Here is a 13,805-nt window from a genome sequence, read left to right as displayed (position 1 = left end):
CCCGACCCGCCGGCCCGGCGGGGGAGACCGGGCGGGATCCGGCGCGGGACGCCCGGGTCCGGCGACGGGCGGCGCCTGCACGTGGTGGACCCGCTCGCCATCGACGCCGCCGGCGGCGCAGGCGACGGCCCGGCCTACAGCCGCAGCCGGCAGCCGTACCGGTCGCCCGAGCTGTCCCGCCCCGGCGGCGCGGTGCCCTACGCCGAGCTGCACGCGCACAGCAACTTCAGCTTCCTCGACGGGGCCAGCCACCCGGAGGAGCTGGCCGAGGAGGCGGCCCGGCTGGGGCTCACCGCGCTCGCGGTCACCGACCACGACGGCTTCTACGGCGTGGTCCGCTTCGCCGAGTCGGCCCGTACGGTGGGGCTGCCCACCGTGATCGGCGCGGAGCTGTCGCTGGGCCTGTCCGGGCCGCGGCCGGGGAAACGCGGAGCGTTGCCCGAGGGGGGCAACGGCGGGCCCGACCCGCACGGCACCCACCTGCTCGTCCTCGCCCACGGCCCCGAGGGGTACGCGCGGCTGGCCCGCACCATCGCCCGCGCCCAACTGCGCGGCGGGGAGAAGGGCCGCCCGGACTACGGCGAGTTGGAGGAGGTCGCCGCCGAACTGCGCGACCACGTGCTGGTGCTCACCGGCTGCCGCAAGGGCCACGTGCCGGCGGCGCTGCTCACCGAGGGGGTCGACGCGGCGGCCCGGGAGCTGGACCGGCTGACCGCCCTGTTCGGGGCGGAGACGGTGGCGGTGGAGCTGACCGACCACGGGCACCCCGTCGACGCCGACCGCAACGACTCGCTCGCCGAGTTGGCCGCGTCCGCGGGGCTGCCGACGGTGGCCACCAACAACGTGCACTACGCCACCCCGGGCCGGCGTCGGCTGGCCACCACCCTGGCCGCGGTGCGGGCCCGGCGCAGCCTGGACGAGATCGACGGCTGGCTGCCCGCCGCGTCCACCGCCCACCTGCGTAGCGGGGAGGAGATGGCGGCCAGGTTCGTCGCGTACCCGGGTGCGGTGGCCCGGGCCGCGGAGTTCGGTGCGGAGCTGGCGTTCGATCTCCAGCTGGTGGCGCCGCGGTTGCCGGTGTACCCGGTGCCGGCCGGGTACACCGAGATGAGCTGGCTGCGCCGCCTGACGGAGCGGGGGGCACGGGAGCGGTACGGGCCCCGCGAGGCGCACCCGGAGGCGTACGCGCAGCTTGAGCACGAGCTGCGGATGATCGAGGAACTGGGCTTCCCCGGCTACTTCCTGGTGGTGTACGACATCGTCACCTTCTGCCGGGAGCAGGACATCTACTGCCAGGGCCGGGGCTCGGCGGCGAACTCGGCGGTCTGCTACGCGCTGCGGATCACCAACGTGGACGCGGTCCGGCACCGGCTGCTCTTCGAGCGCTTCCTCGCCCCGGAACGCGACGGCCCGCCCGACATCGACGTGGACATCGAGTCCGACCGCCGGGAGGAGGTCATCCAGCACGTCTACGCCCGGTACGGGCGGGAGCACGCCGCCCAGGTCGCCAACGTCATCTCGTACCGACCCCGGTCGGCGGTGCGGGACGTGGCGAAGGCGTTCGGGTTCTCGCCCGGCCAGCAGGACGCCTGGAGCAAGCAGATCGACCGCTGGGGCTCGGTCGCCTCCGTCGATGTCGAGGGCATCCCCGAGCAGGTCGTCGCGTACGCCAACGAGTTGCAGACCTTCCCCCGGCACCTGGGCATCCACTCCGGCGGCATGGTGATCTGCGATCGGCCGGTGATCGAGGTCTGCCCGGTGGAGTGGGGGCGGATGCCCGGGCGCAGCGTGCTCCAGTGGGACAAGGACGACTGCGCCGCCGTCGGCCTGGTCAAGTTCGACCTGCTCGGCCTCGGCATGCTCTCCGCGCTGCACTACGGCTACGACATGATCGGCGAGACCCTCGATCTGGGTGACATGACGCTGGACGACCCCGAGGTGTACGACATGCTCTGCCGGGCCGACTCGGTCGGGGTGTTCCAGGTGGAGAGCCGCGCCCAGATGGCCACCCTGCCCCGGCTGAAGCCCCGGGAGTTCTACGACCTGGTGGTGGAGGTGGCGCTGATCCGGCCCGGTCCGATCCAGGGCGGCTCGGTGCACCCGTACATCCGGCGCAAGAACGGCCGGGAGCCGGTGACGTACGCCCACCCGCTGATGCGCAACGCCCTGGAGAAGACCCTCGGCGTGCCGCTGTTCCAGGAGCAGTTGATGCAGCTCGCCATCGACCTGGCCGGGTTCGACGCGGCCGGGGCCGACCAGCTGCGCCGGGCGATGGGGGCCAAGCGCTCGGTGGAGCGGATGACGCAGCTCGCCGACCGGCTCTACGCCGGGATGGCCGAGCGGGGCATCACCGGCGAGCTGGCCGACGACGTTTACCGCAAGCTCACCGCGTTCGCCAGCTACGGCTTCCCGGAGAGCCACGCGATGAGCTTCGCGTACCTGGTGTACGCCAGCTCCTGGCTGAAGCGTTACCACCCGGGCCCGTTCCTGGCGGCGCTGCTCAACGCCCAGCCGATGGGCTTCTACTCGCCGCAGACCCTGGTCGACGACGCCCGCCGGCATGGTGTGCAGGTGCGCCGGCCGGACCTCAACGCCAGCGGCGCGAAGGCCGTCCTCGAATCGACCCCGGGCACCCGGTGGGGCAGCGCCGCCGGGGAACCCCCGCATGAATGGGGCCTCGGCGGGCCGGTCGTCCGGCTCGGGCTGGGTGGCGTGCGTACCCTCGGCGACGGGGTGGCCGAGCGGATCGAGGCGGAGCGGGCGGCGCACGGGCCGTACCGCGACATGCCGGACCTGGCCCGGCGGGTGGGGCTGGCCGCCGCGCAGCTGGAGGCGCTGGCCACCGCGGACGCTTTCGCCTGCTTCGGGCTGACCCGGCGGGAGGCGCTCTGGGCCGCCGGGGCGGCGGCCCAGGACCGGCCGGGCCGGCTGCCCGGGACGGTGACCGGCACGACCGCGCCCACCCTGCCCGGGATGGAGGCGGTGGACCGTCTCGTCGCCGATGTGTGGGCCACCGGGTTGTCGCCGGAGAGCCACCCGGCCCGGTTTATCCGGGACCGGCTCGACGCTCTCGGCGCGGTGCCGATCGCCCGGCTCGGCCGGGTGGAACCGGGTCGGCGGGTCCGGGTCGGCGGGATCGTCACCCACCGGCAGCGGCCGGGCACCGCAGGCGGAGTCACCTTCCTCAACCTGGAGGACGAGACCGGGATGCTCAACGTCACCTGTTCGCCCGGGTTGTGGCAGCGCTACCGGCGGGTGGCGCGGACCAGCGCCGCCCTGGTGGTGCGGGGTCGGTTGCAGCGGCACGAGGGGGTGATGAACCTCATCGCCGACCGGCTCGACCCGATCGAGCCGCCGGTCGCCCAGCCCTCCCGCGATTTCCGGTGACCGGCGTTACAGTTTCTCGGGCGGCCACGCGGGAGAATGGTGGTCGCGCGGGCGGAGTGGCCCGCGCGGTTCACGAGGGGGAATGACGAGTGGCGGGTAACGACACGCAAACGGGTGCAGTGGCGAATGTTCGGCGCACCCGGCTCGGCGCCGGTTGGGTGGCCGAGCACACCACCGAGGCTCGCGAGTACTCGGTGACCGACGGCCCGGTGGCCAACGCCCGCCGGTGCCGCGCCGAGGATGACCCGGCCGGCGGCGGAGAGTCCTGACTCCACCACAGCCCGGGGGCCGTCCCGGCTCCGCCGGGGCGGTTTCTCTGCCACCGGTTGCGGCGGGCGACTGGACCAGGTGACTAGGCTCGACGGCGTGGAGCAGACCCGTGGCCGGCTCACCGGCCCGCCGTTGACCCCCCGTACCGCCGTCATCTGGTCCGTGCTCCGGGCCGAGCTGGAGCGCCGCGCCGGCGATCAGCTCATCGTCCTCGACGTCGGCGGCGGCACCGGCGGGTTCGCCGTGCCGCTGGCCGAGGCTGGGCACCGGGTCACCGTCGTCGACGCCAGCCCCGACGCGCTCGCCGCGCTGACCCGCCGGGCCGCCGAGGCCGACGTCGCCGAGCGGGTACGCGCAATCCAGGGCGACGGCGACGCGCTCGCCGGGCTGGTCGAGCCGGCGAGCGTCGACCTGGTGCTGTGCCACTCCGTGCTGGAGGTGGTCGATCACCCCGCGCCGGTGGTGTCCGCCCTGTTCACCGCGTTGCGTCCGGGCGGCGCGGCGAGCGTCCTGGTCGCCGGTCGGGCCGCCGCGGTGCTCGGCCGGGCGATGAACGGCCACCTCGCCCTGGCCGCCGCGCTGGCCGCCGACCCGACCGGCGCCGCCGGCCCCCGGGACACGCTGCGTCGGCGGTACGACGCCGACCGGGCGGCGGCGCTGCTCACCGCCGGCGGCCTGACGGTCGAGGAGATCCACGGGGTACGCGTCCTGGCCGACCTGCTCCCCGCGGCCGTTGCGGACGGCCAGCCGGCTGCCCTGGTCGAGTTGGAGCGGGCGCTGGCCGCCCGGCCGCCGTACCGGGACCTCGCGGCCCAGCTCCACCTGTTCGCCCGTCGACCGGCATGACCGCACCCGTCCCGTCGTCGCCCGGCGACCCGTTCCGCCCGGCGTCGTCGCCCGCCCCGTCGCCGTCGCCCGCCCCGTCGCCGCCGCCCGGGCCGTCGATCCCGTCGGTCCCGCCGTCACCGGCGCTGGCCGGGCCGCTCGAGCCGGTCGCGCCCCGCTACGGCGGCGGCAGCCTGGCCGACGTGCTGCCCAGCGCGCTGGCGGTGCTCGGTGTGCCGGGGGCCGCCGACCTGCTCGGGCTGGCTCCCCGGCTGGCCGGGGTGCGGCGGGTCGCGGTGCTGCTGGTCGACGGGCTCGGCTGGTACCAGATTCCCACCGCCGCCCCGTACGCGCCGACCCTGGCCGGGCTGGCCGCGACCGTCGGCCGCCCGCTCACCTGCGGCTTCCCCTCGACCACCCCGACCAGCCTGGTGACCCTGGGCACCGGTGCCGCCCCCGGCGCGCACGGGGTGCTGGGCTTCAGGGTCCGGGTGCCCGGCACCGACCGGGTGCTCAGCCACCTCGAGTGGACCGGCGACCCGGAGCCGCTGCGCTGGCAGCCCGTCCCCACCCAGCTGGAACGGGCCCGGGCCGCCGGGGTGGCGGTGACCGTGGTGAGCCGTCCCGAGTTCGCAGGCAGCGGCCTCACCCTGGCCGCCAACCGGGGCGGCGACTACCGGGGCGCCGCCGACGCCGATGCGCTCGCCGCCGCGATGCTCAGCGCGCTGGCCGCCGGGACCGGGCCGACCCTGGTCTCCGGCTACCACCCGGACCTGGACCGGCACGGGCACCTCAGCGGGGTCGACTCCGCGCCGTGGCGGGCCGCCGCCACCGTGGTCGACGGGCTGCTCGCCCGGCTCGTCGACGGGTTACCCCCGGACGCCGCGCTGCTGGTCACCGCCGACCACGGCCAGCTCGACGTGCCGCTGACGGACCGGATCGACTTCGACGCCGACCTCCGGCTACGGACCGGGGTGCGGGTGCTGGCCGGCGAGCCCCGGGTCCGCTACCTGCACGTCGAGACCGGCGCGGCCGACGACGTGGTAGCCGCCTGGTCGGCGGTGCTCGGCGACGCCGCCCGGGTACTGCACCGGGACGAGGCGGTGGCCACCGGCTGGTTCGGCCCGGTGCCGGAGGAGCACCTGCTCCGGGTCGGCGACGTGGTGGTGGTCTGCCGGGGCACGTCCGCCGTGATGGCCACCCGGTCGGAGCACCCGATGGGTTCGCGTCTGGTGGCGTACCACGGGGCGGACACCGCCGCCGAGATGACCATTCCGCTGCTGGTGGTCCGCGGCTGACCCGCCGTACGGTCCCCGGGGTGTCGTATCAGGGGGCTAGCCTGCGGGGATGGGTCGCAGTCAGTCGTTGCCGCGCGGTGGTGACCCGCGCTTCGGGCCCGAGGGCGACGACTCCGGCTGCCCCATCCTGCACGTCGACATGGACGCCTTCTTCGCCTCCGTCGAGGTCCGCCTCCGCCCCGAGTTGCGCGGCCGGGCCGTCGTGGTCGGCGGGGTCGGGCCGCGCGGCGTGGTCAGCTCCGCCAGCTACGAGGCCCGACGGTACGGCGTCCGCAGCGCCATGCCCACCATGCGGGCCCGGATGCTCTGCCCGCACGCGGTCTACCTGCCGCCCGACTTCACGCAGTACACGGCGGCGTCCCGGGCGATCATGCGGATCTTCCGGGATGTCACCCCGCTGGTCGAGCCGCTCTCGCTCGACGAGGCGTTCCTGGATGTGGCCGGCGCCCGCCGGCTCTTCGGTTCTCCGGCGGCGATCGCCCGGCGCATCCGCGCCCGGGTCGAACAGGAGCAGGGGCTGACCTGTTCGGTGGGGGTGGCGTCGAGCAAGTTCGTGGCGAAGCTCGGTTCCACCCGGGCCAAGCCCGACGGGCTGCTGGTGGTGCCCGCCGACCGGGTCCTCGACTTCCTGCATCCGCTGCCGGTCTCCGCGCTCTGGGGGGTGGGGGAGCGCTCCACCGAGACGCTGCGCCGGCTCGGGCTGACCACGATCGGTGACCTGGCCGAGGCGCCGTTGGGCATGCTCCGCGGGGCGGTCGGGGAGGCCGCCGCCACCCACCTGCACGAGCTGGCCTCAGGGCGCGACCCGCGCCAGGTCTCCCCGGAGCACGTGGAGAAGTCGATCGGCGCCGAGGTGACCTTCGACGTCGACGTCGGCGACCCCTTGGAGATCCGCCGGTCGCTGCTCGCCCTGGCCGAGAAGGTCGGCGTCCGGCTGCGCCGGGCCGGTCAGGTCGGCCGGACGGTGTCGATCAAGGTGCGGATGGCCGACTTTCGCACGGTCAGCCGCTCCCGAGCCCTCGGCGTCCCCACCGACACTGCCCGGGAGATCTTCGATACGGCGTGGGCGCTCTACACCGCTCTCGACCCCGGCGAGCGGATCCGCCTCGTCGGGGTGCGACTGGAGGGGCTCGCCCCGATGCGGGAAACCCCGCAGCAGCTCACCCTCGGCGCCCCCGAGCGCGGCTGGCGGGAGGCGGAGGCTGCCGCGGACGCCGCCGCTGCCCGTTTCGGGCGATCCGTCATAGGTCCGGCGAGTCTGCTCCGTCGCCGGGACCGAGGGCGAAATGAAAATCCGCCCCGCTCGTAGGTCGTCCCGCTTTCCGACGCGCGACCCCCCTCGTAGACTTGGCGGAAAGCAGCCGGTTGGCTGCCACGGTCTGTCGGCCCGCCCGGGCCGACCTACGTGACCGGGGAGGAGTGCCGTGCCGCTCTCGGAGCACGAGCAGCGGCTGTTCGATCAAATCGAGCGGTCGCTTGCCGAGGACCCCAAATTCGCCTCGGCCGTGCGTGCCAGCGATCCACGCTTCTATGCGCGGCGTCGCCTGCTTGTCGCTGCCGGCGCGATCATCGTTGGCCTGGCCCTGTTGGTCTACGGCGCGGTGATCAAGACTCCACCACTCGCAGTGGCGGGTTTCGTCGTCATGCTGGGTTCGGCCGCGTACGCGGTGCAGTCGCACCGCAAGGCGCAGTCCCCCGACCTGCACGTGGTCGGTGGGACGACCAGCCGGCGTCGCCCGCGTGGGCGGTCCGGCAAGCGGTCGTCGTTCCTGGACCGGATGGAGGACCGGTGGCGGCAGCGCCCGGAGGGGCACCGCTGACCCGGCCCCTCCGCTGATCCCCGGTCCCGCCGGCACGGCGGGACCGCGCTGGCCTCGGCCCGTCCGACGACGGGCCGCTGTTTCGCGTCCGCGGCCCGATGCCACCGTCCCACCTTGCGCGATCGACTGCCTTGCGCGATCGACTGCCTTGCGCGATCGACTGCGACATGACCGGGACCGCGCCAACTGGCTGAATGCCGAGGGTTGGACGACGCGCTACTTCACGGACCGCGCCCTCTGCCGCCGCCCTACCCACATCGTCACGCGACAGTCCGCCAGCACTAACCCGCCCCACCCCCACCCCGCCCCGCCCCGCCCCGCCCCACCCCCACACCCCCACCCGACCCCGCCCCGCCCCACCCCCACCCCGCCTCACCCCCACCCCGCCCCGCCCCACCCCCACCCCGCCCCGCCCCGCCCCGCCCCGCCCCGCGATCTTGCACTAGCGGCCCCGACTATCTGCGCAAAGCGGGCATTCCGGGGGCCGCAACTGCAAGATCGCGGGAGGGGGAGGGGTGGGGGTGAGGGTGGGGCGGGGTGGGGGTGAGGTGGGGTGAGGTGAGGGGAGGGGGTGAGGGGGGTTGGTGCTGACTGAGGTGTCAACGCGACAACCCCGGCGTTGGACGCCGGGGGTGTTCGCCAGTCAAGGGACGTCAGCGCTTGAGCCCGCCGACGAACGAGGTTCAGGCGGACGAGCTGAACGACAGCACCGGCCCTACCGGTCCTTGCTGTCGTGCACCATGACGACCTGGGGAGGCGTGGCAACCTCCACGCAGTCTCCGCCCGCGTTGCTTCGCGTGCTCTTCCTCCACTTGACCGTGGTCATGTCTGCTCCCCTGCGATAGATGCGATAGATGCGATGAGCTTGCGAGAGTGCGCCTCGCTCAGGGCCTTCTTCTCGGTGGCGGACCACACGTCTCCGTACGAGGCAACCTCCGCAGGCTTGTCGAGACAGAGAGCGCCCGTGAGGCCATCGGAGTGGATGATCGACGGCGGACGGCCAGTTCGGTAGACCTGGGTCGCATAGGACTTTGGTCTGGCCGGCGAGGCGTCGGTGATCGTCGGCGCCGGCCGGGTGCTGGTGAGCGCCGACCGGTTGGCGACGGCGGAGGTCCGCAACCGGCCGTTGGGGCACGAGTTGCTGACGACCCTCCTCCGCCGTTCACCGGCGGTGAGCCTTGACGTCCTACGCCTGGCCGACGAGATGGGGGCGGTGCTCTGATCGGTGGGTCAACGGCCGGAGCGGGCGGACAGCAGCCGGCGCGGGCTCCAGCGCAGCAACCGGTAACGGGCGTCGCCGGTCGTGACCACCATCCGTGAGGACGTGTCGCCCACCGTCTTGCGCCAGCGCAGCAGCACCGACGGCGGCAGCACGGCGGCCAGCAGCCTGGTCCGTCGGTCCGCCTTGGCCGCGAGCACGCCGCGGACGCTATGCAGGGCCGGGTGCAGTGCCTCACCGGTCAGCGGATCGCGGGCGTAGCGGGCCCGCTCCTCGGCACGCCCGAGTAGCCGCACCGCCGCCGCGGCACCGGCGTCCTCGGCCAGGGCGTCGGTGACCAACCGCTCGGCCGTCGCCCGGGGAGTCTCCGTCCGGTCCACCCGGACCCGGTAGTCCACCAGGGTGTCGAGCAGTTCGTCCCAGGCGGCGTGCGCGTCGGACCGGGCCTGGTCGGGGTCAACCCCGACCACGACCGTCCGCCCGGCGTCGGCCAGGCCGGTGCCGGCGTCCACCGGTGCCGACGAGGCGACCACCGCCGCCCGGCCACCGCGACGCCGGCGCAGCGCCGTGCGGCGCAGCGCCGGAACCGCGAGCAGGACCAGCAGGGCCAGCACGCCCGCCGCCCACCAGGGCCAGACCGGGGCCTGCCTGGTGGGGTCATCGCCACCGAGGGCCAGGCCGGCGTCGATGTCCCGGTCGGCCCGGTCCGGGCCGGCCGCGCCCGGCGAGGGGTTGGCGTCGTCCGGGGTGACCGGCGAGTCGGCGTCGGGGGTGGCGGACTCCGGGGCGTCGGTGTCCGGCGCCCACGCCGAACGGGTGAAGCCCTGCACCCCGTACGCCGGGGTGGCGTCGAACGGCACCCAGCCCATCCCGTCGAAGTAGACCTCCGTCCAGGCGTGCAGGTTGCGGTTGGTCAGCACGTACCCCCGATCGGTGCGGCCGCTGCCGTTGGTGAAGCCGAACGCCACCCGGGCCGGGATGCCGGCCGCCCGGACCAGCCAGGCCATCGCCGCCGCGTACTGCTGGCAGAAGCCGGACTTGTTGTTGAGGAAGTCGACGATCTCCTTTCCGCTGGTGCCGCCCTTGGTGGTCAGGCTGTAGGTGAAGCCGTTGTCCGAGGAGAAGTAGTCGTAGATGGCCCGCACCTTGTCGTAGTCGGTGCGCTTGCTCCGGACAAGGTCGGAGACGAGGGCGTCCACCTGCGACACCGGCGGGGTGTCGGTCTGCCTGACCCGCAGGGGGTGGTCGGCCGGCAGGGAGGGGGCCCGGCGCAGCGCCGCCGGGCTGAACGTCGACCGGACGTAGTTGAACGAGTAGCGCTTCTCGCGGGAGTCCTCCCGCTTGGAGAAGAGCACCTGGCGGTCGGAGTCGTAGTGCCAGTTGCCGCCCAGGCCCTCGGCCCGTACCGGTTCGGCGTAGGCCGGTAGCAGGGGCATGGTGAAGTTCTTCGTCACCTCCACCGTGGCCTGGTACCGCCTCTGCGTGACGCCCTCCCCGGCCGGCCGCATCGGGTCGGGGAAGTCCTGAGTCACCGGGCGGCCGGTCGGCTCGTCCACCCCGAAGCCGTTCGCCTTGAGCACGTCGGCGACGCCGTAGCGCAGGTAGAACGGGTCCGGCTCGTCGGTGGTCACCTTGACCATCTCGAAGACCTCGGCCTGGTTGAGCTGGCCGCTGAGCGCGGCGAACAGGTCGACCTTGCCCGGGTTGCCGCCCTGCCCCGGACGGCCCGTGCCGTTGCCCGTCCCGGTGCCGAAGGTGTCGAGCAGGCCGCCGGTCATCCCCGGCACGGCCAGCGGCAGGACCACCGCCAACGCCACCCCCACCACCGCCAGTCGCCGGCCGGCGGCGGCCAGCGGGGACGACTCCCACACGTCGACGTCCCGGCCGTCGCCGGTGAACCGGCGGCCGAACCGGCGCACCCGGTCGACGTTGTCGGTGACCAGCAGCCAGAGGTAGCCGGCGGCGCCGACCACGAACGGCACGGCGGGGACGCTGTCGACGTACACCGCGACCGGCACCGAGTAGATGGCGAGCATCGGCAGGCCGGCCAGCGCCGGGCGCCGCAGCCCGACGGTGAGCACGTCCACCACCACCGCCACCGCGCCGATGCCGAGCACGCTGACGAACAGCAGCGGGTCGGTGTCGGGAACCTTCACCCCGTACGTGCGCATGTCCTGCACGGACGCCGAGAGCAGCCCGCCGAAGTGGGCGAAGGTGCCCGGGGCGGGCAGGAACGCCACCAGCTCGCCGCCGCTGGGGAAGAGCCACGTCAGCGCGAGCACCAGCCCGGCGAGCATGCCTAGCACCTGCCCCCACAGCGGCGCCCGGACCAGCCGGGCCAGCGCGGCCACCCCGGCCACCACCCCGACCGCGATGGTCGCCTGGATCAGCCAGGTCCAGCGTTCGAAGATGGCCGACAGCGGGGCCGCCGACAGCAGCGTCGCGCCGGCGGCCACGAAGCCGAGGTTGCGGGTCGGGGTCACGGGACCACCCTTCCGGTCTCTGTCACGCCCGGCGTGCCGGGCCCGTCGCACGTTCCCACGCGGGGAGTGTCACTTCACGCCAGCCGCTACGGTCTCGGCCAGCGCCGCCCGCAGGGCGAACCCCTGCGAGCCCCGGCCGGCCTGCGGCCACAGCGTCGGCAGCCGGGCGCCATGATCGATCCCGATCACCCGCCACCCGCTGCGCACCAGGGCGAGCGCGGCGGCGCCGTGCGCGTGGTCGGCCTCGCCCTGGGCCCGGGGCGGGAGGTTCAACCAGGTGGAGCTGTTCAACAGGAAGGCGACGCAGGTCGCGCCGTTGCCCCGCAGCCCGGCGAGCAGTTCGGCCTCGGCGGTGCTCAACGAGCCGAACAGGCCGATGATCAGGCCGCCGTCGGCGCGCTGGCGGACCTGCTGCACCAGTGAGGTGATCTCGCCGCGTGGGTCGAGCCGGACCTCGGCGAGCTGATCGAGGAGCACACCGTCCCCGGCGGCCTCGGTCGCGTCGACGTCGGCGCCGTCGCCGGTGACCAGGCGCAGCCGGTATCCGGCCTGGCGCAGGTGCACCGCGATGCTGGCCGCCGCGGAGACCGTCCACTCGAAGCTCGCCGTCGGGCCGTCGCCGCGGTGGCCGTACCCGCGGGTGTCCAGCACCACGGTCGCCCGGCTCTCCCAGGGCTGCTCCTCGCGGCGGACCATCAGCTCGCCGGTGCGGGCGGTCGACTTCCAGTGCACCCGGCGCAGGTCATCGCCCCTGCGGTACTCCCGGGTCGCCGCGTCGTCCTCGCCGTGCACCGCCACCGAGCGGGCCCGGCTGTCGCCGCTGCCCGCGTACTCGCCGGGGAGCCGGACCGAGGGCAGCGGGGTGACCTGCGGGATCACCGTGAGGCGGTCGGTGCTGGGGAAGGCCCGGCTCAGCTCGCAGAGCCCGAACGGGTCGGTCAGCCGGATCACCAGCGGGCCCACCTCGTACCGGCCGCGCACGTCGGCGCGGACGGTGTACGCCACCGAGGTGGCCTGGTGTGCGCCGAGCCGCTCCAACACCACCCGGGGCCGGCTGCCCAGCGCGTACGGCAGCCGGTCCTCCAGCAGCAGGGTGCCGGTGGGCAGCCGGGACATGTTCTGCAGCCGCAGCACCACCCGGGAGCTGGCCTCGACCGGCACCCGGTGCGGCTGCAGCGATCGGTTGCAGGCCAGCTTGTACCGGCTGCGCCCGACGTACGCGGCGGCGAGCAGTGGCAGGACGGCCAGCAGCACCGCCACCCGGAGCAGGTCCTTCTCGCCGAGGATGGCGGCGGAGATGCCCGCCGCCACCGCGGCGGCCAGAAAGGATCGGCCGCGGGTGGTCAGGCCCCGGAACCCGTCGCGCACGCCTCACCGCCGCCGTGGCTCGTACGACGCTCGGCCGTTGCCCTCGGCAGCCGGCCGATTGTCGTACGGGGAACGCTGCCGGTCCTGCGGCAGCGGGAGCCGGTGCACCAGCTCGGAGACGATGGCGTCGGTGGTGCGCCGGGCCAGTTGGGCGTCGGCGGTCGGGATGATCCGGTGGGCGAGCACCGGCACCGCGAGCGCCTGGAGGTCGTCGGGCAGGACGTAGTCGCGCCCCTCCAGCGCGGCGACGGCCCGGGCGGTGCGCAGCAGCTGGAGGGTGGCCCGGGGGGACGCGCCCAGCCGCAGGTCGGGGGCCTCGCGGGTGGCGGTGACGAGGTCCACCGCGTACTGCTTCACCACGTCGGCAGCGTGCACCTCGCGGACCGTGGCGATCAACCGGCGGACCGTGTCGGCGTCGGAGACAGCCCGCAGCTCCTGGAGCGGGTCGGAGGAGCCGTGCCCGTCGAGCATGGCCAGCTCGGCCGCCGGGTCCGGGTAGCCCATCGCGATCCGGGCGGTGAACCGGTCCCGCTGCGCCTCGGGCAGCGGGTACGTCCCCTCCATCTCGATCGGGTTCTGGGTGGCGATCACCATGAACGGGGTCTCGAGCGGGTAGGTGACCCCGTCGACGGTGACCTGCCGTTCCTCCATGCACTCCAGCAGCGCCGACTGGGTCTTCGGCGAGGCCCGGTTGATCTCGTCGCCGACGACCAGGTTGGCGAAGACCGCGCCGGGGCGGAACTCGAAGTCGTGCGTCTCCTGGTTGTAGACGCTGACCCCGGTGACGTCGCTGGGCAGCAGGTCCGGGGTGAACTGGATGCGGCGCACCGAGCAGTCGATCGACCGGGCGAGGGCTTTCGCCAGCTTGGTCTTGCCGACGCCGGGGACGTCCTCGATGAGGAGGTGACCCTCGGCGAGCAGGACGGCGAGGGCGAGTCGGACCGTGGCGGTCTTACCCTCGATGACCTGCTCGATGTTGGTCACGATGGCCTCGCTGGCGGCACGGAACTCGTCGTGCGGCAGTAGGCCGCCCACCTCGTCCCAGGTCTGTTGTGTCACGGGCCTCCTCCTCAGTCGGGTGAAACGGCAGCTCTGACAAGAGCACCTGGACCCGTCATTCAGTTCGCGACGGGAA

The 13,805-nt window shown here is 74.2% G+C and carries 12 protein-coding genes; 7 read left to right on the top strand and 5 right to left on the bottom strand.

Annotation, left to right across the window (positions count from 1 at the left end; all coding sequences use genetic code 11):
* Positions 1-36 precede the first annotated feature (36 nt).
* From SNR22_RS14590 to SNR22_RS14565, 6 genes are all read left to right on the top strand, one after another.
* Positions 37-3,387, top strand: a complete 3,351-nt coding sequence (locus SNR22_RS14590) for an error-prone DNA polymerase (RefSeq protein ID WP_320067174.1) — start codon at positions 37-39, stop codon at positions 3,385-3,387.
* A gap of 89 nt (positions 3,388-3,476) precedes the next feature.
* Positions 3,477-3,656: a hypothetical protein gene (locus SNR22_RS14585; RefSeq protein WP_413775636.1), complete on the top strand. Its 180-nt coding sequence runs from the start codon at positions 3,477-3,479 to the stop codon at positions 3,654-3,656.
* A gap of 79 nt (positions 3,657-3,735) precedes the next feature.
* The gene (locus SNR22_RS14580; protein WP_320067087.1) at positions 3,736-4,503 is read left to right on the top strand and encodes a methyltransferase domain-containing protein; all 768 of its coding nucleotides are present in this window, start codon (positions 3,736-3,738) and stop codon (positions 4,501-4,503) included.
* Positions 4,500-5,780, top strand: a complete 1,281-nt coding sequence (locus SNR22_RS14575) for an alkaline phosphatase family protein (protein ID WP_320067086.1) — start codon at positions 4,500-4,502, stop codon at positions 5,778-5,780. The genes SNR22_RS14580 and SNR22_RS14575 overlap by 4 nt, the downstream gene beginning before the upstream one ends.
* 49 nt (positions 5,781-5,829) lie before the next feature.
* The gene (locus SNR22_RS14570; protein WP_320067085.1) at positions 5,830-7,089 is read left to right on the top strand and encodes a DNA polymerase IV; all 1,260 of its coding nucleotides are present in this window, start codon (positions 5,830-5,832) and stop codon (positions 7,087-7,089) included.
* Between the two features lie 115 nt (positions 7,090-7,204).
* Positions 7,205-7,600 (top strand): DUF3040 domain-containing protein, encoded by a 396-nt coding sequence (locus SNR22_RS14565; protein WP_320067084.1) that lies wholly within the window; start codon positions 7,205-7,207, stop codon positions 7,598-7,600.
* 715 nt (positions 7,601-8,315) lie between these two features.
* Here SNR22_RS14565 and SNR22_RS14560 read toward each other — a convergent pair.
* Both SNR22_RS14560 and SNR22_RS29380 read right to left on the bottom strand, forming a co-directional pair.
* Complete coding sequence (locus SNR22_RS14560) at positions 8,316-8,426, bottom strand: DUF397 domain-containing protein (protein ID WP_320067083.1); 111 nt, start codon at positions 8,424-8,426, stop codon at positions 8,316-8,318.
* A complete protein-coding gene (locus SNR22_RS29380; RefSeq protein ID WP_413775635.1) occupies positions 8,423-8,719 on the bottom strand; it encodes a Scr1 family TA system antitoxin-like transcriptional regulator in 297 nt (98 codons plus the stop codon). The genes SNR22_RS14560 and SNR22_RS29380 overlap by 4 nt, the downstream gene beginning before the upstream one ends.
* Between SNR22_RS29380 and SNR22_RS14555 the strand changes: the two genes are divergently transcribed.
* Complete coding sequence (locus tag SNR22_RS14555; protein ID WP_320067082.1) at positions 8,655-8,822, top strand: hypothetical protein; 168 nt, start codon at positions 8,655-8,657, stop codon at positions 8,820-8,822. The genes SNR22_RS29380 and SNR22_RS14555 overlap by 65 nt on opposite strands.
* A gap of 8 nt (positions 8,823-8,830) precedes the next feature.
* On the opposite strand, the gene SNR22_RS14550 is transcribed toward SNR22_RS14555, so the two are convergent.
* The 3 genes from SNR22_RS14550 to SNR22_RS14540 all read right to left on the bottom strand — a co-directional run bounded on the left by SNR22_RS14550 (position 8,831) and on the right by SNR22_RS14540 (position 13,729).
* Entirely contained in the window at positions 8,831-11,302 is a 2,472-nt protein-coding gene (locus tag SNR22_RS14550; RefSeq protein ID WP_320067081.1) for a DUF3488 and transglutaminase-like domain-containing protein, read from the bottom strand.
* 69 nt (positions 11,303-11,371) lie between these two features.
* A complete protein-coding gene (locus tag SNR22_RS14545) occupies positions 11,372-12,670 on the bottom strand; it encodes a DUF58 domain-containing protein (RefSeq protein WP_320067080.1) in 1,299 nt (432 codons plus the stop codon).
* A 3-nt stretch (positions 12,671-12,673) separates the two neighbouring features.
* Positions 12,674-13,729 carry a MoxR family ATPase gene (locus SNR22_RS14540; RefSeq protein WP_320067079.1) on the bottom strand — a complete coding sequence of 352 codons (1,056 nt, stop codon included), beginning with the start codon at positions 13,727-13,729 and terminating at the stop codon, positions 12,674-12,676.
* Positions 13,730-13,805 lie beyond the last annotated feature (76 nt).

It is taken from the genome of Micromonospora sp. RTGN7 (genome assembly GCF_033804645.1).
Lineage (GTDB): Bacteria > Actinomycetota > Actinomycetes > Mycobacteriales > Micromonosporaceae > Micromonospora.
Note: the sequence above shows the minus strand (reverse complement) of the source record. Positions and strands in the feature narration are given on the sequence as shown.